The sequence below is a fragment of the Luteibacter rhizovicinus DSM 16549 genome, from assembly GCF_001887595.1.
GTDB lineage: Bacteria > Pseudomonadota > Gammaproteobacteria > Xanthomonadales > Rhodanobacteraceae > Luteibacter > Luteibacter rhizovicinus.
On sequence record NZ_CP017480.1, the window covers coordinates 2657003 to 2678593 of the forward strand.

The 21591-nt window shown below is 63.2% G+C and carries 20 protein-coding genes and 4 tRNA genes; 18 read left to right on the forward strand and 6 right to left on the reverse strand.

The genetic code is table 11. From position 1 onward, the window contains the following. Positions 1-91: 91 nt before the first annotated feature. Together pth and ychF are read left to right on the forward strand one after the other, a co-directional pair. Entirely contained in the window at positions 92-670 is a 579-nt protein-coding gene (gene pth / locus BJI69_RS12000) for an aminoacyl-tRNA hydrolase (RefSeq protein WP_046979302.1), read from the forward strand. 33 nt (positions 671-703) lie between these two features. Further along, positions 704-1795 carry a redox-regulated ATPase YchF gene (gene ychF / locus BJI69_RS12005; RefSeq protein ID WP_046979301.1) on the forward strand — a complete coding sequence of 364 codons (1092 nt, stop codon included), beginning with the start codon at positions 704-706 and terminating at the stop codon, positions 1793-1795. Between the two features lie 55 nt (positions 1796-1850). On the opposite strand, the gene BJI69_RS22295 is transcribed toward ychF, so the two are convergent. The 3 genes from BJI69_RS22295 to BJI69_RS12015 form a co-directional block, all read right to left on the reverse strand. Further along, positions 1851-2060, reverse strand: a complete 210-nt coding sequence (locus BJI69_RS22295) for a hypothetical protein (protein WP_125903040.1) — start codon at positions 2058-2060, stop codon at positions 1851-1853. Beyond that, positions 2060-2659, reverse strand: coding sequence for a DUF6338 family protein (locus BJI69_RS12010; protein WP_046979300.1), 600 nt, complete (start codon positions 2657-2659; stop codon positions 2060-2062). The genes BJI69_RS22295 and BJI69_RS12010 overlap by 1 nt, the downstream gene beginning before the upstream one ends. 135 nt (positions 2660-2794) lie before the next feature. After that, the gene (locus BJI69_RS12015) at positions 2795-3094 is read right to left on the reverse strand and encodes a hypothetical protein (RefSeq protein WP_046979299.1); all 300 of its coding nucleotides are present in this window, start codon (positions 3092-3094) and stop codon (positions 2795-2797) included. A 111-nt stretch (positions 3095-3205) separates the two neighbouring features. Between BJI69_RS12015 and BJI69_RS12020 the strand changes: the two genes are divergently transcribed. Continuing rightward, positions 3206-3673, forward strand: coding sequence for a MarR family winged helix-turn-helix transcriptional regulator (locus BJI69_RS12020; RefSeq protein ID WP_046979298.1), 468 nt, complete (start codon positions 3206-3208; stop codon positions 3671-3673). A 32-nt stretch (positions 3674-3705) separates the two neighbouring features. On the opposite strand, the gene BJI69_RS12025 is transcribed toward BJI69_RS12020, so the two are convergent. Genes BJI69_RS12025 through BJI69_RS12035 form a run of 3 tightly spaced genes read right to left on the reverse strand, consistent with a single transcriptional unit; the run spans position 3706 to position 6396 of the window. Next, positions 3706-4080, reverse strand: coding sequence for an STAS domain-containing protein (locus tag BJI69_RS12025; protein WP_071924946.1), 375 nt, complete (start codon positions 4078-4080; stop codon positions 3706-3708). Further along, a complete protein-coding gene (locus tag BJI69_RS12030) occupies positions 4077-4502 on the reverse strand; it encodes an ATP-binding protein (protein WP_053057234.1) in 426 nt (141 codons plus the stop codon). Before BJI69_RS12030 ends, BJI69_RS12025 begins: the two co-directional genes overlap by 4 nt. After that, complete coding sequence (locus tag BJI69_RS12035) at positions 4483-6396, reverse strand: SpoIIE family protein phosphatase (RefSeq protein WP_071924947.1); 1914 nt, start codon at positions 6394-6396, stop codon at positions 4483-4485. Before BJI69_RS12035 ends, BJI69_RS12030 begins: the two co-directional genes overlap by 20 nt. Positions 6397-6497: 101 nt before the next feature. On the opposite strand from BJI69_RS12035, the gene BJI69_RS12040 reads away from it, so the two are divergent. From BJI69_RS12040 to rpsL, 15 genes are all read left to right on the forward strand, one after another. Continuing rightward, positions 6498-6983 (forward strand): acyl-CoA thioesterase, encoded by a 486-nt coding sequence (locus BJI69_RS12040; RefSeq protein ID WP_071924948.1) that lies wholly within the window; start codon positions 6498-6500, stop codon positions 6981-6983. A 166-nt stretch (positions 6984-7149) separates the two neighbouring features. Next, a tRNA-Tyr gene (locus tag BJI69_RS12045) sits at positions 7150-7235 on the forward strand. 17 nt (positions 7236-7252) lie between these two features. After that, positions 7253-7326, forward strand: a tRNA-Gly gene (locus BJI69_RS12050). A gap of 27 nt (positions 7327-7353) precedes the next feature. Beyond that, positions 7354-7429 (forward strand) — tRNA-Thr (locus tag BJI69_RS12055). Positions 7430-7493: 64 nt separating this feature from the next. Next, complete coding sequence (tuf, locus tag BJI69_RS12060) at positions 7494-8684, forward strand: elongation factor Tu (protein ID WP_071924949.1); 1191 nt, start codon at positions 7494-7496, stop codon at positions 8682-8684. 51 nt (positions 8685-8735) lie between these two features. Beyond that, a tRNA-Trp gene (locus BJI69_RS12065) sits at positions 8736-8811 on the forward strand. A gap of 13 nt (positions 8812-8824) precedes the next feature. Next, positions 8825-9220, forward strand: a complete 396-nt coding sequence (gene secE, locus BJI69_RS12070) for a preprotein translocase subunit SecE (protein ID WP_046969512.1) — start codon at positions 8825-8827, stop codon at positions 9218-9220. An 8-nt stretch (positions 9221-9228) separates the two neighbouring features. Continuing rightward, positions 9229-9789 (forward strand): transcription termination/antitermination protein NusG, encoded by a 561-nt coding sequence (gene nusG / locus BJI69_RS12075; RefSeq protein WP_046969513.1) that lies wholly within the window; start codon positions 9229-9231, stop codon positions 9787-9789. Positions 9790-9991: 202 nt separating this feature from the next. Further along, on the forward strand, positions 9992-10420 hold the full coding sequence (gene rplK / locus BJI69_RS12080) for a 50S ribosomal protein L11 (protein WP_046969514.1): 429 nt from the start codon (positions 9992-9994) through the stop codon (positions 10418-10420). A 3-nt stretch (positions 10421-10423) separates the two neighbouring features. Further along, a complete protein-coding gene (gene rplA, locus BJI69_RS12085; protein WP_046969515.1) occupies positions 10424-11131 on the forward strand; it encodes a 50S ribosomal protein L1 in 708 nt (235 codons plus the stop codon). Between the two features lie 344 nt (positions 11132-11475). Then, positions 11476-12006, forward strand: coding sequence for a 50S ribosomal protein L10 (gene rplJ / locus BJI69_RS12090; protein WP_046969516.1), 531 nt, complete (start codon positions 11476-11478; stop codon positions 12004-12006). Positions 12007-12053: 47 nt separating this feature from the next. Next, entirely contained in the window at positions 12054-12422 is a 369-nt protein-coding gene (gene rplL / locus BJI69_RS12095; RefSeq protein WP_046969517.1) for a 50S ribosomal protein L7/L12, read from the forward strand. Positions 12423-12632: 210 nt separating this feature from the next. Further along, the gene (rpoB, locus tag BJI69_RS12100) at positions 12633-16802 is read left to right on the forward strand and encodes a DNA-directed RNA polymerase subunit beta (RefSeq protein ID WP_046969518.1); all 4170 of its coding nucleotides are present in this window, start codon (positions 12633-12635) and stop codon (positions 16800-16802) included. A gap of 25 nt (positions 16803-16827) precedes the next feature. After that, entirely contained in the window at positions 16828-21042 is a 4215-nt protein-coding gene (gene rpoC, locus BJI69_RS12105) for a DNA-directed RNA polymerase subunit beta' (protein WP_046969519.1), read from the forward strand. Positions 21043-21212: 170 nt separating this feature from the next. After that, positions 21213-21587, forward strand: a complete 375-nt coding sequence (gene rpsL / locus BJI69_RS12110) for a 30S ribosomal protein S12 (protein ID WP_046969520.1) — start codon at positions 21213-21215, stop codon at positions 21585-21587. Positions 21588-21591: the final 4 nt, after the last annotated feature.

The following is a 21591-nucleotide window of genomic DNA, read 5'->3' on the forward strand; positions in this document are numbered from 1 at the left end:
GAGCCGATTCATCGGCGAAAAGCCAACGGAGCGGTTTAGCCGGAGGCCCCATCGCCGCTGAAGCGGCTCCCACACAAGTCTGATTCAAGCAATGGCAACACTACGTCTCATCGTCGGCCTCGGTAACCCCGGGGCCGAATACGTCAGGACCCGGCATAACGCCGGGTTCTGGTGTGTCGACGCCCTGGCGATGGATCAGGGAGAGCGTTGGACCTTCGACGGCAAGCTGCATGGCGAGACCTGCAAGCTACGCCTCGGTGGCGAGACCATCTGGCTGCTCAAGCCCGCGACCTTCATGAACAAGAGTGGCATCGCTGTCGCCTCGGCGCTGCGCTACTACAAGATCGCGCCGGAAGAATGCCTCGTCGCCCACGACGAGCTCGATCTTCCGCCGGGTACCGTCCGCATGAAGTTCGATGGTGGCCACGGCGGCCAGAACGGATTGCGCGACATCGTGGCCCATCTCGGGCACGGCAAGTTTCACCGCCTGCGGATCGGCATCGGCCATCCGGGGCACAAGGACAAGGTCACCCCGTGGGTGCTCGGCCGCCCCAACGCGGCCGACGAGGACGCCATCATGCACGGCATCGGGCGCGCGTTCGACGTGCTGCCGCTGGCGCTGGATGGCAAGTTCGAAGAGGCGATGAAACGCCTGCACACGGTCGCCTGACCGCACCAATCACTTCTACCGGACAACATCGCCATGGGCATCAAATGCGGCATCGTCGGCTTGCCTAACGTCGGCAAGTCCACCCTGTTCAACGCGCTGACGAAGGCGGGCATCGCCGCGGCGAATTTCCCCTTCTGCACCATCGAGCCGAACACGGGCATCGTGCCGGTCCCCGACCTGCGCCTGACCCAGCTCGCCGATATCGTCAAGCCGCAGCGCGTGATCCCGACCACCATGGAATTCGTCGACATCGCGGGCCTCGTGGCCGGCGCGTCCAAGGGCGAAGGTCTGGGTAACAAGTTCCTCGCCCACATCCGCGAGACGGACGCCATCGCCCACGTGGTCCGCTGCTTCGAAGACGGCAACGTCATCCATGTCGCGAACAAGGTCGACCCGATCGCCGATATTGAAACGATCGACACCGAGCTGGCACTGGCCGATCTCGAGGCCGTGCTGAAGGCGCTCGACCGCGCCACGCGCGCCGCAAAGGCCAACGACAAGGACGCGATGGCGAAGAAGCCCGTGCTCGAGAAGCTCCGTGCCGTTCTCGACGAGGGTAAGTCGGCGCGCTCCGCCGGCCTCGACGCCGACGAGAAGGCGCTCGTCCGTGACATGTTCCTGATCACGATGAAGCCGCTGATGTACATCGCCAACGTCGCGGACGACGGCTTTGAGAACAACCCGCACCTGGATGCCGTGCGCGCCCACGCCGCCCAGGAAGGTGCTGAAGTGGTACCGGTCTGCGCGTCGATCGAGGAAGAACTCGGCCAGCTCGAAGACGCCGATCGCGACGAGTTCCTGAAGGACCTCGGCCTGGAAGAGCCAGGCCTCAACCGCGTCATCCGCGCCGGTTACCGTCTGCTCGGCCTGCAGACCTATTTCACCGCCGGTGAGAAGGAAGTCCGCGCCTGGCAGGTCCGTGCAGGCTCCACGGCACCGCAGGCCGCCGGCGTGATCCATACCGACTTCGAGCGCGGCTTCATTCGCGCCGAAACGGTCGCCTTCGACGACTTCATCAAGTTCAAGGGCGAGCAGGGCGCCAAGGAAGCGGGCCGCCTGCGCCTGGAAGGTAAGGACTATCTGGTGAAGGAAGGCGACGTGCTGCACTTCCGGTTCAACGTCTGATTGCAGGCGCCATTGTCCTTAAAAAAAACCACGGCTCGCGTCGTGGTTTTTTTTGTCAGCGGGCAACGATGTCATCAATCCTGACCAGCACCCACAGGTAGCCCGGAGGCGCATCTCGTTTCGCAGCGTTCGTTGTTGGCGCGGTGTTTTCGAAGAAATGCGCTGGGGGAGGTTGCATGGGTTCGGAAGGCGGCGGGTTGGTGTTGGCGTAGCGATTGTAAAACCGTGGATCTTCCCAGAACCTTTTCTCGGCCGAATCTGGCATCACGTTCTCTCCTTCCGTGCGGGGAACTCAACAAGGGTTACGTCTACTACATTTATCATCAGGGCTTCATGGCTGGAAGTCACGATGTCAGTGCCTCTTGCTCTCCGCGTTGCGCCAGTAATGAAAAAATGGCCTCTTTCAGCATGGGAGGGCCACATCGACGGCCATCCATGCACTTGTGTTTCGTCCTTGAGGTGAAGCACGACGGTTTGCGAAGTTTCCGAGAAGGCGCCGAACCATTCGCTGGGATGGGAGGTCCTGTGCGTCACCCTTAGCTTGCGTAGAACGACATGCACGAGATCGTGGTTTGCGGTCGTGGCAACCACGAGACCTATCGTCAGCGCCGATATCACGGCAGCGATCAGATCGCTGTCCTTATCCCATTCGCCGAACGTATGCCATTCACCTATCCATGATGCGACCTGTCGTTCAGCAGCAACGAGAGCGTGCACGATGGCGGTGTAGATGAGTGCCTGCACGGTTCGATCGAACTGGGACGGCTTCTCGTGTGAGGTCAATCCGAAGTACAGGCAAGTCACGAGAAAGCCGGGAGCCAGGTACTGGAGAAGCGCAACAACCTCGGTGGATATTTCGGGCATATCACTGGCGCATGGGTGGGTTGGATAACTTGACTCGATTCCCCAGCTGCGATAATCCCAAGGGGAAGGCCAAGACGATCTCCATGACCGAGGAAGGATTGGTGGCCTCCGAGAGCGCTTTTAAGAGGCTCTTCGTTACTTCCTAGACCCGGGGATGACTGTCGCCAGCCACTTCCACGCGACAAGCGCCGAGGGCACGCCAAGCGACCACGCGAGGCCAAACCGATCGAGGAAAGCGCCGTGCACGAGCGCGCGCGCGGCCGGGCCGGCACCCAAGTCGACCGCCGCGTGGCTGGCCATCAGTCCCTGCACGATCAGGAACGCCAGGAGGAAAAGCAGGGTGTAGGGAATAACGCGGATTACATTGCTGATCAGGTCGATGATGTCTCCGACCCACGATGATGTGAGGAAATCCCAGAGGGGATCCAGACTCATGAAAGGCACTCCCTGTCTGCCGTGACGGGATCATACGGAAGCCGTTCATGACGAGCCGCTGGCACAATTCAATCGCTTGCAATTGAATATCCGCGTCCCTACATTGGATGCATGAGCAAGAACGCCCTCCCTGCAGGTATCGAAGCGCCGCGCACCCTCGACGGGCAGCTGTGCTTCGCGCTGTATTCGGCCAACCTGGCGATGGGGAAGCTTTACCGGCAGTTGCTGGCCGGCCTGGACCTGACCTACCCGCAATACCTGGTCATGCTGGTGCTCTGGGAGGGTGACGGGATCACCGTCTCGGAGCTGGGCGAGCGGCTGTTCCTCGATTCCGCCACGCTGACGCCCTTGCTGAAGCGCTTGCAGGCGGCGGGCATGGTCCAGCGCACCCGTGGCACCCGCGACGAGCGGCAGGTCATCGTCACCTTGACCGACGAGGGCAGGGCGCTACGCGAGAAGGCCGGGCAGGTGCCCGTCGATGTGTTCTGTGCGACCGGCTGCGAGATCGACGAGGTCGTCGGCCTGAAGAGCCAGCTGGAAAAACTTCGTGCCGGCCTGATCGACACCAACAACGGCTGAGCGGCGAAGGCGGCCCGTCAGCGGTGTGGCATTCAGCCCGTAATCTGCCGCTGCATGTGGTCCAGGTACTGATCCAGTTCCGCCACGCTGGCGAACACCTCGGCGACGGGCACGGCCTTGACGATCTCGAAGACCTTCTTCACCTGCGGCTGCGGGTTGAGCAGCAGGGTGCGGCCAAAGCGGTCGTGCATCTGCCTGCGTAGCTGCGCGAGGCTGCGCAGGCCGGCGCTGCTGATGTATTCGAGGCCGGAAAGGTCGATGACCAGCGTGCCGCCGTTGTCGACCATCGGCGTGATGTCGCGCAGGGCGCTGTCGAGATCACCGAAAGTCGCTGCGTCGAGTCGCCCCTCGAGCCAGACGGTGGTGCGGGCGGGGGTGGGGCTTTCGCTGCGAACGATCAGGGTCATGAGGACGGCTCGTCGGACAAGGATGGATCGAAACGGATAACGACACGGTTGCCGTGTGCGTCGCGTGCATATTCGAAGTCGCTGGCGATGCTGCGTGCCAGGTGCAGGCCGAGCCCGCCGATCTCCCGGTCCGCGATGTCGCCGGGAAGGTCGGGCGGCTCATGCTGGAGAGGGTCGAACGCCTCGGCGTCGTCGCGCAGTTCCAGGCGAACGATGTCCGAGCAAATCTCGAGGTGAATCGTGATCTCGCCGTCACGGCCATCCGGATAGCCGTGACGCACGGTATTGACCAGCAATTCCTCGAGCACGAGGCGTACGTCGGCGCGACAGGCATGGTCGATGGCCGCGAGATCGAGGGTCATCTCGGCACGGTCCAGGGCGAGGAACACGTCCTCCAGGCGGTTAGGAATGCACAGCCGCATCGAGGCGGGCTCCCTCGGCGCCGGTGTCGTGCCAGGTCAGGGCGAGCAGGGCGATGTCGTCGTAGGCGACAGCGCCTTCGACATACGCATCGACATCGCTCAGTACACGATCGACGAAGGCTTCCGGCGTCGCGCCTTCTTCGATGCGCGACACGCTTTCGAGCAGGGCGTGCGCGCCATAGAGCTTCTGGTTTCCCGCATGCGCCTCGCTGACGCCGTCGGTGTACATGAGCACGGTGTCGCCCCCAAGCAGCGTGAGTACGCGTACAGGGTAGCGTGCTTCGCGATCGAGGCCGAGGGCGGGGCCGGTCTCCACGTCGACCAGGATGGCGCTACCGCCTGCGTGCAGCACGGGCTGTTCGTGCCCGGCGCTGGCGAGGGCGAGCAATCCGGTTTCGGTCTCGACCACGCCGCACAGCAGGGTGACGAACATGCAGGTGTCGTTGCCTTTGCACAGTTCCCGGTTGAGCGAACCGAGGATGTCACTGGGTGAGCGCGCGTGGGTGGCGATCGTGCGCGCGAGCGTGATCGTGCGCGCCATGAACAGCGCGGCCGGAATGCCCTTGTCCGAAACGTCGCCGACCATGACGCAGACGTGCCGTGCGCCGAGCGCGAAGTAGGTGTACAGGTCGCCGCCCACCGCGCTGGCCGGGCGAAGCGCCGCATGCAGCTCGAGCCGGCCGTCATCGGCGAGCCAGTGGGCATCGGGGATCAGGGCGAGCTGGATCTGCCGGGCGATCTCGAGTTCGCTGGCCATGCGCTCCTGCTCGCGCGCCGTCCGCTTGGCCGTATCGATATGGCCGGCAAGTTGATGACGCATGTGATCGAAAGCGCGCGTGAGTCGGCCGACTTCGTCGTTGCGGCGAAGGACCGGGAGCTCGAAGTCCAGATCGCCGCGCGATACGTTCTCGGCGCGCTCGGCGAGCACTCCCAGTGGCGCCATCAGGCGGCGTGTCACCACCAGGGTGATCAGCGACACGCCGGCAAGGGCGAGGATGCCGAGCAGGATGTCGACCATGTAGGTATGGCGCAGGTCGGCAAGCACCTGACGTTCCGGCATATTCAGGCCGAACGTCCAGCGCGTGCCCTCGATCGGGACGAAGTAGATCCACACGGGCTCACTCACCCGGCCGCCCTCCTCCGGGGTGATGCGTACCGGGTTGCGCTTCGCTGCCAGGGCGGCGAGCAAGGGGCGGCTGCCTCGCGTGCCGATGTAGGACACCCAGTCGTGGGCCAGGAACTTGCCGTCGGCGTCGACCACGAAGGCCGAGGCATGGTCGGGCTTGTCCAGTTCGCCGAGTAACTTTTGCAGCCAGTCCAGGCTGATGGTGACGTCGGCCACGCCGATGACCGGCAGGTTCTTGCCCGCTATGGCGGTGGAGAAGCCGACCAGGGTCTCGTTGCGCTCGGCGGAGCGGAACGGTGGTTGCCAGCAGCCTTTGTCGCAGTTGAGGCCACGGATGAACCAGGGTGAGCTCCAGTACGGGGCGGGATCGCTCAGGCGGGTTCCCATGACGATGCCCCCGGCCGGATTGCGCCTTGCCACGGGTGCGTCCTCCGGGCGCAGGGTCGAATGGTCGTGTGGCACGAAAGCGGCGCTGATATCGCCGATCTCCGGGTTCGCCTCGAGAACGTCGCGGATGATCGCCGGCGCCTGCTCGCGCCGGGTGGTGAGCAGGCCGGCGAGTACCTGGTCGACCTTGGCGACACCATCGATGCGTGCCTGGATGCGGTTGGCGGCGGACGAGGCGATGGCCGCGGCCTCGCGTTCGGTCTGGCCGAGGGTTTGCTCGCGGGTGTGCGTCAGCAGCAGGCCGCCTGTGACGATCAGGACGATCGCCGACCCCAGCAGGACGGCCAGGGCGAGTCGGGAGGCGACGCTGCGAAGGGCCATCGGGCATTCCAAGGGTGCGTAGGGCCGAATCTATGCCGGTCGGGTCGGTCGGACAAGCCGCCGGGAGGCCATAATGCGACTTTTCAGAGCAAGGTGATTGCATGCCCGGCACGCAGCGTGAGGTCGAATTCCGTTTCCTGGCCCAGCCGACCGACGTGAATTTCGGCGGGAAGGTCCATGGCGGCATGGCGATGAAGTGGCTGGATCAGGCCGGCTACGCCTGCGCAGTCGGCTGGAGCGGGGCCTACTGCGTCACCGCCTCGGTCAGCGGCATCCAGTTCCTCGCGCCGATCCTGATCGGTGACCTGGTCACCGTGCGCGCCCGCCTTATCCATACCGGCACCTCGAGCATGCACCTGGCGGTGGACGTCCTTGCACGGGACCTGCGCAGCGGCGAGCAGCGCCTGGCGACCAGTTGCGTCATGGTTTTCGTGGCGCTCGACAAGCCGGATGGCGGCAAACCCACCCCTGTCCCGCCGTGGAAGCCGGTGGAGGCGAAGGATCTGCGTCTGCAGGAGTACGCACTGAAGCTCATGGAGATGTCGCGCGCAATGGAGCCGCTGGTGCTGGCGACCCGCGAGGCGTAAAAACGCTTCCCTTCACGGGGGCTCCTCGCTACACTTCGCGGCCCACCCGTCGACGGCCCGTATCGACGGGGTGTCCGGGCCTCCGGAAGCCGTCATTGCACGCTGATTCGCCTGCAGAAGTTATTGACAGTTTCCGGGACGCTCGCGACAATAGGCGTTCTATGTTGGAGGAATACCCAAGCGGCCAACGGGGGCAGACTGTAAATCTGCTGGCTTACGCCTTCGGTGGTTCGAATCCACCTTCCTCCACCAGACGAGTTCCGCGCAGTGCGGGAGTAGTTCAATGGTAGAACTTCAGCCTTCCAAGCTGATTGTGCGGGTTCGATTCCCGTCTCCCGCTCCATTGTAACTTCGCGCGCTGCGTAATCGTGCTCATGTAGCTCAGTCGGTAGAGCACTTCCTTGGTAAGGAAGAGGTCGCTGGTTCGATTCCAGTCATGAGCACCATCTTCGTCGTCCGCGGCGGTTCCTTTTTTTACTATCTCATTGGCTCCAGCGGAGTTTAGCGCTCATGGCAAAGGGTAAGTTCGAACGTAAGAAGCCGCACGTCAACGTCGGCACCATTGGTCACGTCGATCACGGCAAGACCACGCTGACGGCTGCGCTGACGAAGATCGGCGCCGAGCGTTTCGGCGGTGAATTCAAGGACTACGGTTCGATCGACGCTGCGCCGGAAGAGAAGGCGCGCGGCATCACGATCTCGACCGCCCACGTTGAATACGAATCGCCGATGCGCCACTACGGCCACGTCGATTGCCCGGGACATGCTGACTACGTCAAGAACATGATCACCGGTGCGGCGCAGATGGACGGCGCGATCCTGGTGTGCTCGGCCGCTGACGGCCCGATGCCGCAGACGCGCGAGCACATCCTGCTGTCGCGTCAGGTCGGCGTGCCGTACATCGTCGTGTTCCTGAACAAGGCTGACATGGTCGACGACGCCGAGCTGCTCGAGCTGGTCGAGATGGAAGTCCGCGAACTGCTGTCGAAGTACGAGTTCCCGGGCGACGACACCCCGATCATCCACGGTTCGGCCCGTCTTGCTCTTGAGGGCGACCAGTCGGAAATCGGCGTGCCGTCGATCATCAAGCTGGTCGACGCGCTCGACAGCTGGATTCCGGAGCCGGAGCGCGTGATCGACAAGCCGTTCCTGCTGCCGGTCGAAGACGTGTTCTCGATCTCGGGTCGCGGTACGGTGCTGACCGGTCGCGTCGAGCGCGGCATCGTCAAGGTGGGTGATGCGGCCGAAGTGGTTGGCCTGAAGGACACCCAGCAGACGACGGTCACGGGCGTGGAAATGTTCCGCAAGCTGCTCGACCAGGGTCAGGCCGGTGACAACGTCGGCGTGCTGGTCCGCGGTCTGAAGCGTGAAGACGTCGAGCGTGGCCAGGTGCTGGCTGCTCCGAAGTCGGTCACGCCGCACACCGAGTTCGAGGGTGAGGTGTACATCCTGTCGAAGGACGAGGGTGGCCGTCACACGCCGTTCTTCAGCAACTATCGCCCGCAGTTCTACTTCCGTACCACGGACGTGACGGGTTCGATCAAGCTGCCGGAAGGCGTCGAGATGGTGATGCCGGGTGACAACGTGAAGATCAACGTCACGCTGGGCTTCCCGATCGCCATGGACGAAGGCCTGCGCTTCGCGATCCGCGAAGGCGGTCGTACCGTCGGCGCCGGCGTCGTGGCGAAGATCAACAAGTAAGTACGAGTGATGCCGGTCCCCTGGGGCCGGCATCCCCACTGTTTCATTTGTACGCCAGTAGCTCAATTGGCAGAGCAGCGGTCTCCAAAACCGCAGGTTGGGGGTTCGAGTCCCTCCTGGCGTGCCATTCTTGAGCGCGCATGAACACGAAGGCAGAACAAGCCAAGGGTATGGGCCCGGCCGACATCGGCAAGCTAGCGCTTGCTTCCATCGTGCTCATCGCCGGCATCGTCGGTTTCTACTATTTCAGCGATAACCCGAACGTGCCGTCTTTCGCGCGCGTCGTCGGCGTTATTGTCGCCGTTGCCGCCGCCCTGGCGATCGGTGCATTCACGGTCCCTGGCCGTAAGCTGCGCGGCTTCATCGCCGAGTCGCAGTTTGAGTTGCGCAAGGTCGTCTGGCCGTCGCGCGACGAAACGCTGAAGACCACCGGTATCATCATCGTGGTCGTCATCATTCTCTCGCTGCTAATGGGGCTGATCGACTGGTTGCTGAAGACGGTCGTGCTCGATTGGCTGCTTAAGCTCGGACATTGAGGTAAGGCATGAGCAAACGCTGGTACGTGGTTCACGCCTATTCGGGATTCGAACAGCAGGTTCGCAAGGCCCTGACCGAGCGCGTCGTGCGCGAGGGTATGGAAGAAAAGTTCGGTGAAATCCTGGTTCCGACCGAGGAAGTCATCGAGATGCGCGGTGGCCAGAAGCGCCGCAGCGAGCGCAAGTTCTTCCCTGGTTACGTCCTGGTGCAGATCGAAACCGATACCAACGGCAAAACGCCGCGTATCGACGACGAATGCTGGCATCTGGTCAAGGAAACCCCGAAGGTCATGGGTTTCATCGGCGGTACCGCCGACCGTCCGCACCCGATCAAGGACACCGAGGCCGAGGCCATCCTCAGCCGGGTCCGCGAAGGTGTCGAGAAGCCCCGCCCGAAGGTCCTCTTCGAGCCCGGCGAGATGGTTCGCGTCACCGAAGGCCCGTTCAACGACTTCAATGGCGTTGTCGAGGAAGTGAATTACGAAAAGAGCCGCCTGCGCGTCGCGGTGCTCATTTTCGGTCGTTCTACCCCGGTCGAGCTCGAATTCGGCCAGGTGGAGAAGGCCTAAGGGCCTCCTGGTCGGTCCTCCCGACCCGTTCGGCACGGGCGTTGCATAGCCCGAAGCCGGCGCCTATAATGCCCGGTCCACGCTGGAGCTTTATGCTCCGGCGTGTCCGTGTTTCAGGGGTTCGCATAAGCGGGCCCATTCACCACCAGGGAAGGTCTACAGCGAGGAGCCGCAAGGCGCCAGCACTCGCGAGGAAAGTTAAATGGCAAAGAAAGTCATTGGTTACATCAAGTTGCAGGTGAAGGCCGGTCAGGCTAACCCCTCGCCGCCCGTCGGTCCGGCGCTCGGTCAGCGCGGCCTGAACATCATGGAGTTCTGCAAGGCGTTCAATGCCGCGACGCAGAAGCTCGAGCCGGGTCTTCCGATCCCGGTCGTGATCACGGCCTATTCGGACCGTACCTTCACCTTCATCACGAAGACCCCGCCGGCCTCGATCCTCCTCAAGAAGATCACGGGCGTGGCCAAGGGCTCGCCCAAGCCGAATACCGACAAGGTCGGTAAGGTCACCCGCGCCCAGCTCGAGGAAATCGCGAAGCAGAAGGAGCCGGATCTCACGGCTGCCGATCTGGATGCCGCCGTGCGTACGATCGCCGGCAGCGCGCGTTCCATGGGCCTGGTAGTGGAGGGTTAAGAAATGGCAAAGCTCACGAAGCGTATGAAGGCCGCTACGGCCGCCGTCCAGCCCGGCAAGACCTATGGTCTCGACGAAGCGCTGAAGATCGTCAAGGACAACGCCAAGGCGAAGTTCGCCGAGTCGGTGGACGTCTCCGTCCGTCTGGGCATCGACGCGAAGAAGTCGGACCAGGGCGTGCGCGGTTCCTCGCTGCTGCCGCACGGCACCGGCAAGACCGTCCGTGTCGCCGTGTTCGTTCCGCCGGGTGAGAAGGCCGATGCCGCTCTCGCCGCCGGTGCCGACGCTGTCGGTATGGACGACCTCGCCGAGAAGATGGCCGCTGGCGATCTGAACTACGGCCGCGTCATTGCGACGCCGGACGCGATGCGCGTCGTCGGTAAGCTCGGCCAGGTCCTCGGTCCCCGTGGCCTGATGCCGAACCCGAAGGACGGCTCGGTCACCGCCGACGTCGCCACGGCCGTCAAGAACGCCAAGGCTGGCCAGGTCAAGTTCCGTAACGACAAGGGCGGCATCATCCACGCCACGATCGGTAAGGCCAGCTTCGACGCTGCCCAGCTCGCGGACAACCTGAACATGCTGATCTCCGATCTGCTGAAGGCCAAGCCGGCCGCGGCAAAGGGTCAGTACATCCAGCGCGTCGCGATCTCCAGCACCATGGGCGTGGGCGTGCCGGTCGATACCTCGACCGTGAACACCTCGGCCAAGTAATTCGTTTTACGGCCTCTGCCGGGTCTCCCGGTGGAGGAACGTTTTTGAAGGCAGCCCCGGTCGATAGACCGGTGCAGCCGTCAAAGACCGTAGGCGCGATCAGCGCGCGACGGCGACGAGCAGGGAGCTCGTGTTGGCATGGAAACGCCGTCGTCGTTAGCGGGATCGCTTAATCGGATGCCTCCATGGGTCTGGCCTGCGTAGATGGTGCTGCCCCTTCTGGTATTCGTTTCGAATCTGGAAAGGCCACCACCCGGGACACCTCGTGTCCCCGACGTCAGGACGATGTCGCCCAGGACCGCAAGCGGCAGGAGCCGTGAGCGGAGTTCATTTGGAGGAGTGCAATGGCTCTCAATCTGTCCCAGAAGCAAGAAGTAGTCGCCGAGCTGGCAGAAGTCGCTGCGAAGGCTCACTCCTTGGTCGCCGCCGAGTACGCAGGCACCACGGTCTCTCAGATGACCGCGATGCGTAAGAAGGCTCGTGAGTCCGGTGTTTTCTTGAAAGTTGTCAAGAACACGCTGGCCGCACGCGCTGTAGCCGGTACCGAATTCGAAGTCGTCCAGGACGCCCTCGTCGGTCCGCTGCTGTATGCGTTCTCGCTCGAAGAACCCGGCGCTGCCGGGCGCGTGATCAAGGAATTCGCAAAGACCAACGACAAGCTGATCGCGAAGGTCGTGTCCGTGGAAGGCAAGCTGCTTCCCGCCGCCCACGTCGATGTGCTTGCCTCGCTGCCGACCCGTCAGGAAGCGCTCGCCATGCTGGCTCGCGTCCTCAGCGAGCCGGTCGCGATGTTTGCCCGTGCCGTCAAGGCCGTGGCCGACCAGCAGGGTGGTAGCGACGTCGTCGCCGCCGAAGAAGCCCCGGTCGAAGCCTGATCCCGTCGACTTTCCATACCGAAACCATTTCAGAAGGTAAGAAAACCATGTCCACCCTGACCACCGAACAGATCGTCGAAGCCATCAAGGCCAAGTCCCTGATGGAAATCATGGAACTCGTCAAGTCGATCGAAGAGACCTTCGGCGTCTCGGCTGCCGCTCCGGTTGCCGCTGCTGCCGGCCCGGCCGCTGCCGCTGTCGAAGAGCAGACCGAATTCGACGTGATCCTGATCTCCGCCGGCGACAAGAAGGTCGACGTGATCAAGGCCGTTCGCGCCATCACCGGCCTCGGCCTGAAGGAAGCCAAGGACCTCACCGAGGCCGGTGGCGTCGTGAAGGAAGCTGCTTCGAAGGACGACGCTGCCAAGTTCAAGAAGGACCTGGAAGCTGCGGGCGCCAAGGTCGAACTTAAGTAATCGGCGCCTTGCGCGCCTGTAGTTCGATATAGCGTCAAGTGAGCCTGGGGGCGTAAGCCCCCGGGCTTTGGCCGTTCCTGGCCATGTTCGATCCCCGTTCCGATCGTCGGAAATGGGACATCGGGAGTTGAGGGCAGCGATGCCCTGCAGTCGAATCTCGATCTCCGATTTTCGATTCATTTTTGCTACTGAGCCGAGGCGGTACCCACCATGACCTACTCGTTTACCGAGAAGAAGCGCATCCGTAAGGATTTCGGCAAGCGTCCGCCCGTACTGGGCGTACCCAACCTGCTGACGATCCAGACCGACTCGTACAAGGAATTCCTGCAGGAGCAGGTCAGCTCCAAGCAGCGTGAGGAGAAGGGTCTCCACGCCGCGCTGAAGTCGGTGTTCCCGATTTCGAGCTATTCCGGCAACGCCGCCCTCGAATACGTCGACTACAGGCTCGGCGAACCGGCGTTCGACGAGCGTGAATGCCGCAACCGCGGCATGACCTTCGGTGCGCCGCTGCGCACCACCGTGCGCCTCGTCATCTATGACAAGGACAGCCCGGCATCGAAGAAGGCCGTCAAGTACGTCAAGGAGCAGGAGGTCTACATGGGCGAGATTCCGCTCATGACCGACACCGGCACCTTCATCATCAACGGCACCGAGCGCGTCATCGTCTCGCAGCTGCACCGTTCGCCGGGCGTGTTCTTCGATCACGACCGCGGCAAGACGCACAGCTCGGGCAAGCTCCTGTTCTCGGCCCGCGTGATTCCTTACCGTGGTTCGTGGCTCGATTTCGAGTTCGACCCGAAGGACGCGCTGTTCACCCGTATCGATCGTCGCCGCAAGCTGCCGGTGACGGTGCTGCTGCGCGCGCTCGGCTATAACAACGAAGAGATCCTTTCGATCTTCTTCGAGCACAACACGTTCCACCTCGGCAAGAAGGGCGGCGTCACGCTCGACCTCGTCGCCGAGCGCCTGCGCGGTGAAACCCTCTCGTTCGATCTCGTGATCGACGGCAAGGTGCTGGTCGAAGCCGGCAAGCGCATTACTGCGCGCCACGTTCGCCAGCTCGCCAGCGAGAAGATCACCACGCTCGAAGTGCCGGAAGACTACCCGGTCGGCCGCATCGTGGCCGTCGACATGATCGACAAGGACACGGGCGAGATCATCGCCGCGGCGAACGACGAGCTCACGCTCGACCACCTCGAGAAGTTCCGCAAGGGCGGTATCGAGACGGTGCCGACGCTGTACGTGAACGATCTCGATCGTGGTGCGTATATCTCGAACACGCTGCGCATCGACAACACGCGCACGCAGCTCGAGGCCCTGGTCGAAATCTACCGGATGATGCGTCCGGGCGAGCCGCCGACCAAGGATGCCGCGCAGAACCTGTTCTTCAACCTGTTCTTCACCTTCGACCGCTACGACCTGTCGGGCGTCGGCCGCATGAAGTTCAACCGTCGTGTCGGCCGCAAGGACGTCGTCGGTCCGGGCGTGCTGTACGACCACAAGTACTTCAGCGAGCGCAAGGAAGAAGAGTCGCAGCGTCTGGTCGCCGAGCAGGGCGAGACCTCGGACATCCTCGACGTGCTGCGCGTGCTCATCGACATCCGTAACGGTATCGGAACGGTCGACGATATCGACCATCTCGGTAACCGTCGCGTGCGTTCGGTCGGCGAAATGGCGGAGAACACCTTCCGCATCGGTCTGGTCCGCGTCGAGCGCGCGGTTCGCGAGCGCCTGTCGCTGGCCGAGTCCGAGGGCCTGACCCCGCAGGAACTGATCAACGCCAAGCCGGTTGCGGCTGCGGTGAAGGAGTTCTTCGGTTCGTCGCAGCTCTCGCAGTTCATGGATCAGAACAACCCGCTGTCCGAAGTCACCCACAAGCGCCGCGTGTCCGCGCTTGGACCAGGCGGCCTGACGCGTGAGCGCGCCGGCTTCGAAGTCCGCGACGTGCACCCGACCCATTACGGTCGCGTCTGCACCATCGAAACGCCGGAAGGCCCGAACATCGGCCTGATCAACTCGCTGGCCGTGTACGCCCGCACCAACTCGTACGGCTTTCTCGAGACGCCGTATCGCAAGGTGGAAGGCGGCAAGGTCACGGACAAGGTCGACTACCTCTCCGCGATCGAAGAGGGCGACCACGTGATCGCGCAGGCGAACTCGCCCCTGACGAAGGAAGGCAAGTTCATCGAAGACTTCGTCTCCTGCCGCTTCCGCGGTGAGTCGGAGCTGCGTCCGTCGGCCGAGATTAACTACATGGACGTCTCGCCGATGCAGACCGTGTCGGTCGCAGCGGCGCTCGTGCCCTTCCTCGAGCACGATGATGCTAACCGCGCCCTCATGGGTGCGAACATGCAGCGTCAGGCCGTCCCGACGCTGCGCAGCCAGAAGCCGCTCGTCGGCACGGGCATCGAGCGCGCCGTGGCGCGTGACTCGGGCGTCACCGTGTCCGCCAAGCGCGGCGGTGTCATCGACCAGGTCGATGCCGCCCGTATCGTGGTGCGCGCGAACGAAGCGGAAGTGGACGAGAACGACGCCGGCGTGGATATCTATACGCTGACCAAGTACACCCGCTCCAACCAGAACACCAACCTCAACCAGCGCCCGCTGGTGAATGTCGGTGACGTGGTGGCGGTGGGCGACACCCTGGCGGACGGTTCCTCGACCGACCTCGGTGAGCTCGCGCTCGGCCAGAACATGCTTGTCGCGTTCATGCCGTGGAACGGCTACAACTTCGAAGACTCGATCCTGATCTCCGAGCGCGTGGTCCAGGAAGATCGTTACACCTCGATCCACATCGAGGAAATGACCTGCATCGCCCGCGACACGAAGCTCGGCGCTGAAGAAATCACCGCGGATATCCCGAACGTCGGCGAGCAGGCCCTGGCCCGTCTCGACGAGTCCGGCATCGTCTACATCGGTGCGGAAGTGAAGGCAGGCGACATCCTCGTCGGCAAGGTCACGCCGAAGGGCGAGAGCCAGCTCACGCCGGAAGAAAAGCTCCTCCGCGCCATCTTCGGCGAGAAGGCCTCGGACGTTAAGGACAGCTCGCTGCGCGTGCCCCCGGGCATGGACGGCAATGTCATCGACGTGCAGGTCTTCACCCGCGACGGTATCGAGAAGGACAAGCGCGCCAAGCAGATCGAAGAGACCGAACTGAAGCGTATCCGCAAGGATCTCGACGACCAGTTCCGCATCCTCGAGAGCGCCATCTACGCGCGTATGCGCTCGCAGCTCGTCGGCAAGTCCGCGATGAGCGGTCCGGGCGGTCTCAAGCGCGGCACCGTCATCGACGATGCCTACCTCGATACGCTCAAGAAGGACGACTGGTTCAAGATCAACGTCAAGGAAGAGGAAGTCTCGGAGTTCCTCGAGCGCGCGGCCGACCAGGTCAAGCGTCATCGCGAGGCCTTCGACAAGCGCTTCAAGGAGAAGCAGGGCAAGATCACCCAGGGCGACGACCTCGCACCGGGCGTGCTCAAGATGGTCAAGGTCTACCTGGCCGTTAAGCGCCGTATCCAGCCGGGCGACAAGATGGCCGGCCGCCACGGTAACAAGGGCGTCGTGTCCATGATCGTTCCGGTCGAGGACATGCCGTTCTCCGCCGACGGTCGTCCGGTCGACATCTGCCTGAACCCGCTGGGCGTGCCTTCGCGTATGAACATCGGTCAGATTCTCGAGGTCCATCTGGGCTGGGCCGCCAAGGGCCTGGGCCACAAGATCGCGGCCATGATCGAAGCCAACGAGAAGCCGGCCAAGCTGCGCGAGTTCCTCGATGAGGTCTACAACCACGGCAATGCCGGTGCGGAAGGTGCGGTGCGCCACGTCGACCTCAAGTCGATGACGGACGCCGAGATCATCCAGCTGGCCGACAACCTGCGCGACGGCGTCCCGATGGCCACCCCGGTCTTCGACGGTGCCGAAGAGACCGAAATCAAGCACATGCTGAAGCTCGCCGATCTGCCGGAATCCGGCCAGACGGTGCTCTACGACGGCCGTACCGGCGAGGCGTTCGATCGCCCGGTCACCGTGGGCTACATGCACATGCTGAAGCTGAACCACCTCGTCGACGACAAGATGCACGCGCGTTCGACGGGTCCGTACTCGCTCGTTACCCAGCAGCCGCTGGGCGGCAAGGCGCAGTTCGGCGGTCAGCGCTTCGGCGAAATGGAAGTCTGGGCGCTGGAAGCTTATGGCGCGGCTTACACCCTGCAGGAAATGCTCACCGTTAAGTCGGATGACGTCCAGGGCCGTAACCAGATGTACAAGAACATTGTCGACGGCAACCACGAAATGGCGGCTGGCATGCCGGAATCCTTCAACGTGCTCGTGAAGGAAATCCGCTCGCTCGCCATCGATATCGAGTTGGAAGAGATCAAGTGATCGTCGCGGCTACCGGAGATTACGCATGAAAGACCTGCTCAATCTGTTCAACCAGCAGCGACAGACGCTGGACTTCGACGCGATCAAGATCGCCCTGGCTTCGCCGGAGCTGATCCGGTCGTGGTCGTACGGTGAAGTCAAGAAGCCGGAAACCATCAACTACCGCACGTTCAAGCCTGAGCGTGACGGTCTGTTCTGCGCGGCCATCTTTGGCCCGATCAAGGACTACGAGTGCCTGTGCGGCAAGTACAAGCGCATGAAGCACCGTGGCGTGGTCTGCGAAAAGTGCGGCACCGAGGTCACGCTGGCCAAGGTCCGTCGTGAGCGCATGGGCCACATCGAGCTGGCCAGCCCGACCGCGCACATCTGGTTCCTGAAGTCGCTGCCCTCGCGCATCGGCCTCATGCTGGACATGACCCTGCGTGATATCGAGCGCATCCTGTACTTCGAAGCGTTCGTCGTGATCGATCCAGGCCTGACCGCGCTCGAGCGCGGCCAGCTGCTCAGCGAAGACCAGTACCTGGAAGCCACCGAAGAGCACGGCGACGAGTTCGATGCCCGCATGGGTGCCGAGGCCGTCTACGAGCTGCTGAAGAGCCTCGACCTGCCGGGCGAAGTCATTCGCCTCAAGGAAGAGATCACGGCGACCAATTCCGAGACCAAGCTGAAGCGCCTCACCAAGCGCGTGAAGCTGATCGAGGCGTTCCTCGAGTCTGGCAACAAGCCGGAATGGATGGTCATGACCGTCCTCCCCGTGCTGCCGCCGGACCTGCGCCCGCTCGTCCCGCTGGATGGCGGTCGCTTCGCGACCTCCGACCTCAACGACCTGTACCGCCGCGTCATCAACCGTAACAACCGCCTGAAGCGCCTGCTCGAACTCGCTGCGCCGGACATCATCGTCCGCAACGAGAAGCGCATGCTGCAGGAATCGGTCGATGCGCTGCTCGACAACGGCCGTCGCGGTCGTGCCATCACCGGCACGAACAAGCGCGCGCTGAAGTCGCTGGCCGACATGATCAAGGGCAAGCAGGGCCGCTTCCGCCAGAACCTGCTCGGCAAGCGCGTCGACTACTCGGGCCGTTCGGTCATCGTGGTCGGCCCGACGCTGCGTCTGCATCAGTGCGGCCTGCCGAAGAAGATGGCGCTCGAGCTGTTCAAGCCCTTCATCTTCGCCAAGCTGCAGGCTCGTGGTGAAGCCACGACCATCAAGGCCGCGAAGAAGCTCGTCGAGCGCGAAGAGGCCCAGGTGTGGGACATCCTGGAAGACGTGATCCGCGAACATCCGGTCATGCTCAACCGTGCCCCGACCCTGCATCGTCTCGGTATCCAGGCGTTCGAGCCGGTCCTCATCGAAGGCAAGGCGATCCAGCTGCATCCGCTCGTGTGTACGGCATTCAACGCCGACTTCGACGGTGACCAGATGGCCGTCCACGTACCGCTGTCGATCGAGGCGCAGCTCGAAGCCCGCGCCCTGATGATGTCGTCCAACAACATCCTGTCGCCGGCGAACGGCGAGCCGATCATCGTGCCGTCGCAGGACGTCGTGCTCGGCCTGTACTACATGACGCGCGAACTGATCAACGTGAAGGGCGCCGGCATGGTGTTCGCCAACGTTGCGGAAGTGCGCCGTGCGTACGACAACCGTGCCGTCGAACTGCACGCCAAGGTCAAGGTCCGCATCCACATCACCGAGCAGGACGAAGAGGGTGCCACCTCCTCGCGTACCGCGATCGTCGATACGACGGTCGGCCGTGCCCTGCTGATGGAAATCATCCCGGAGGGCCTGCCGTTCGCGCTGGTCAATACCGAGCTGACGAAGAAGAACATCTCGCGCCTGATCAACCAGAGCTACCGTCTGCTCGGTCTGAAGGAATCGGTCGTGTTCGCCGACAAGCTGATGTACACCGGCTTCCGTTTCGCGACGCGCGCCGGTATCTCCATCGGTATCGACGACATGAAGATCCCGGCTGAGAAGAAGGGCATCCTCGAGGAAGCCGAGAAGGAAGTCGTCGAGATCCAGGAGCAGTACCAGTCCGGTCTCGTGACCGCCGGCGAGCGCTACAACAAGGTCGTCGACATCTGGTCCCGCACCAACGAACTCGTCGCCAAGGCGATGATCGACGGTATCGGTACCGAGAAGGTCGAGGACGCCGACGGCAAGACGGTCAACCAGAAGTCGATGAACTCGCTGTACATCATGGCGGACTCCGGTGCGCGTGGTAGCGCGGCCCAGATTCGTCAGCTGGCGGGTATGCGTGGCCTGATGGCTCGTCCGGATGGCTCGATCATCGAGACGCCCATCAAGGCGAACTTCCGTGAAGGCCTGAACGTGCTGCAGTACTTCAACTCCACCCACGGTGCCCGTAAGGGTCTCGCGGATACGGCGCTGAAGACCGCGAACTCCGGTTACCTCACCCGTCGTCTCGTCGACGTGGCGCAGGACGTCGTCATCACCGAGCACGATTGCGGCACGGAAGACGGCGTCATGATGTCCCCGATCGTCGAAGGCGGTGACGTGGTCGAGCCGTTGCGCGAGCGCGTGCTCGGTCGCGTCGTGGTCGAGGACGTCTACGCCCCCGGCGACGACGACCAGGCCATCGTGACCCGCGACACCCTGCTCGACGAGTACCTGGTCGACAAGCTCGACAAGGCCAGCGTGCAGCTGATCAAGGTGCGTTCGCCGATCACCTGCCGTGCCAGCCATGGCGTGTGCGCGCTGTGCTACGGCCGCGATCTGGCTCGTGGTCACTTGGTCAACATGGGTGAGGCCGTGGGTGTGGTCGCCGCTCAGTCGATCGGTGAGCCGGGTACCCAGCTGACGATGCGTACGTTCCACATCGGTGGTGCGGCGTCCCGTGCGGCAGCCGTCGATAACGTCACGATCCGCACGACCGGTGCACTGAAGTTCAACAACCTGAAGTCGGTCGAGCACAGCCAGGGTCACCTGGTCGCCGTCTCGCGTTCGGGCGAAGTCAGCGTCATCGATTCGAACGGTCGCGAGCGCGAGCGTTACAAGGTGCCTTACGGCGCCACCATCGCCGTGAAGGATGGCGACCCGGTCAAGTCCGGCCAGACCGTGGCCAACTGGGATCCGCATACCCATCCGATCGTCACGGAAGTGGCGGGCGTGGTGCGCTTCATCGACTTCATCGATGGCATCACCGTGCAGTCGCAGACGGACGAACTGACCGGCCTCGAGTCGGCGGTGGTCACCGATCCGAAGCGTCGTGGTACGCAGGCCAAGGATCTGCGCCCGATCGTTCGCCTGGAAGACAGCAAGGGCCGTGAGCTCAAGCTGCCGGGTACGGACATCGCGGCCCAGTACTTCCTGCCGGCCGGCGCGATCGTGTCGATCCAGAACGGAACCGAAGTGGGCGTGGGTGACGTTGTCGCTCGTATCCCGCAGGAAACCTCGAAGACCCGCGACATCACCGGTGGTCTGCCGCGCGTTGCCGACTTGTTCGAAGCCCGCAAGCCGAAGGAGCCGGCGATCCTCGCGGAGCGTTCGGGTATCGTCAGCTTCGGCAAGGACACCAAGGGCAAGCAGCGCCTGATCATCAAGGACGTGGACGGCAACGAGCACGAGGAGCTGATTCCCAAGTGGCGTCAGGTCATCGTCTTCGAAGGCGAGCACGTGGAGAAGGGCGAAACCGTCGTCGACGGCGAGCCGAATCCGCATGACATCCTGCGCCTGCTGGGTGTCGAGCCGCTGGCCTCGTACCTGGTCAAGGAAATCCAGGACGTCTACCGCCTGCAGGGCGTGAAGATCAACGACAAGCACATCGAAGCGATCATTCGCCAGATGCTGCGCAAGGTCGAGATCACCGAGGCGGGTGACAGCACCTACCTGCGCGGTGAGCAGGTCGAGCGTGTCCGCATCAACGAGGAAAACGATCGCGCCGAGAAGCGGGGCGAGCGTCGGGCCGGGTTCGAGTCGGTCCTGTTGGGTATCACCAAGGCGTCGCTGGCCACCGAATCGTTCATTTCGGCGGCTTCGTTCCAGGAAACCACCCGCGTCCTCACGGAAGCGGCGGTCCGTGGCACCCGCGACACGTTGCGTGGCCTCAAGGAAAATGTTATTGTTGGACGGCTAATCCCTGCGGGTACGGGTCTGGCATACCACGCATCGCGTCGTAGCCAGGGCGGCCTGACGGCTTCGGAGCTCGAAACCCTCTCGGGTTCGGCACCGGTCGTCACGTTCGAAGAGGCCTCCGCCGGGTCCAACGATAGCGCCGAGTAAGACCCTCCCGGGCTTTGCTTTACATACGAAATGAGGCGCAAGGATGCGCCTCGTGTTCGGAATCACGGACGATGGGCGCCCTCCCGCTTGGCGGGAGGCGCACGTCAACAACGCTTATCTGGCGGGCCGATCTTTCGGTCTGCCTTTATGTTTCTCAGGAATAGCTTCGCATGACGACAGTCAACCAGTTGGTTCGCAAAGCCCGCAGCCCGAAGGCGTACAAGAGCGCGTCGCCGGCCCTGCAGAGCAGCCCGCAGCGTCGCGGCGTCTGCACGCGCGTTTACACGACCACCCCGAAGAAGCCGAACTCGGCGCTGCGTAAGGTTGCCAAGGTGCGCCTCACCAACGGTTTCGAAGTCATCAGCTACATCGGTGGCGAAGGTCATAATCTCCAGGAGCACTCGGTGGTCCTGATCCGCGGCGGTCGCGTCAAGGATCTCCCGGGTGTGCGTTACCACACGGTTCGCGGCAGTCTCGACTGCGCCGGCGTGACCAAGCGTCGCAAGTCGCGCTCGAAGTACGGCGCCAAGCGCCCGAAGAGCTGAGCAA

Excerpts from the sequence above, each read along its gene's own strand:
- BJI69_RS12040 (WP_071924948.1), top strand. The coding sequence starts at position 6,498 with ATGCCCGGCACGCAGCGTGAGGTCGAATTCCGTTTCCTGGCCCAGCCG.
- rpsL (WP_046969520.1), top strand. The coding sequence starts at position 21,213 with ATGACGACAGTCAACCAGTTGGTTCGCAAAGCCCGCAGCCCGAAGGCG.
- pth (WP_046979302.1), top strand. The coding sequence starts at position 92 with ATGGCAACACTACGTCTCATCGTCGGCCTCGGTAACCCCGGGGCCGAA.
- rplJ (WP_046969516.1), top strand. The coding sequence starts at position 11,476 with ATGGCTCTCAATCTGTCCCAGAAGCAAGAAGTAGTCGCCGAGCTGGCA.
- tuf (WP_071924949.1), top strand. The coding sequence starts at position 7,494 with ATGGCAAAGGGTAAGTTCGAACGTAAGAAGCCGCACGTCAACGTCGGC.
- BJI69_RS12035 (WP_071924947.1), bottom strand. The coding sequence starts at position 6,396 with ATGGCCCTTCGCAGCGTCGCCTCCCGACTCGCCCTGGCCGTCCTGCTG.
- nusG (WP_046969513.1), top strand. The coding sequence starts at position 9,229 with ATGAGCAAACGCTGGTACGTGGTTCACGCCTATTCGGGATTCGAACAG.
- BJI69_RS12025 (WP_071924946.1), bottom strand. The coding sequence starts at position 4,080 with ATGACCCTGATCGTTCGCAGCGAAAGCCCCACCCCCGCCCGCACCACC.
- BJI69_RS12010 (WP_046979300.1), bottom strand. The coding sequence starts at position 2,659 with ATGCCCGAAATATCCACCGAGGTTGTTGCGCTTCTCCAGTACCTGGCT.
- rpoB (WP_046969518.1), top strand. The coding sequence starts at position 12,633 with ATGACCTACTCGTTTACCGAGAAGAAGCGCATCCGTAAGGATTTCGGC.
- secE (WP_046969512.1), top strand. The coding sequence starts at position 8,825 with ATGAACACGAAGGCAGAACAAGCCAAGGGTATGGGCCCGGCCGACATC.
- BJI69_RS12030 (WP_053057234.1), bottom strand. The coding sequence starts at position 4,502 with ATGCGGCTGTGCATTCCTAACCGCCTGGAGGACGTGTTCCTCGCCCTG.
- BJI69_RS22295 (WP_125903040.1), bottom strand. The coding sequence starts at position 2,060 with ATGCCAGATTCGGCCGAGAAAAGGTTCTGGGAAGATCCACGGTTTTAC.
- rplL (WP_046969517.1), top strand. The coding sequence starts at position 12,054 with ATGTCCACCCTGACCACCGAACAGATCGTCGAAGCCATCAAGGCCAAG.
- rplK (WP_046969514.1), top strand. The coding sequence starts at position 9,992 with ATGGCAAAGAAAGTCATTGGTTACATCAAGTTGCAGGTGAAGGCCGGT.
- rpoC (WP_046969519.1), top strand. The coding sequence starts at position 16,828 with ATGAAAGACCTGCTCAATCTGTTCAACCAGCAGCGACAGACGCTGGAC.
- ychF (WP_046979301.1), top strand. The coding sequence starts at position 704 with ATGGGCATCAAATGCGGCATCGTCGGCTTGCCTAACGTCGGCAAGTCC.
- rplA (WP_046969515.1), top strand. The coding sequence starts at position 10,424 with ATGGCAAAGCTCACGAAGCGTATGAAGGCCGCTACGGCCGCCGTCCAG.
- BJI69_RS12015 (WP_046979299.1), bottom strand. The coding sequence starts at position 3,094 with ATGAGTCTGGATCCCCTCTGGGATTTCCTCACATCATCGTGGGTCGGA.
- BJI69_RS12020 (WP_046979298.1), top strand. The coding sequence starts at position 3,206 with ATGAGCAAGAACGCCCTCCCTGCAGGTATCGAAGCGCCGCGCACCCTC.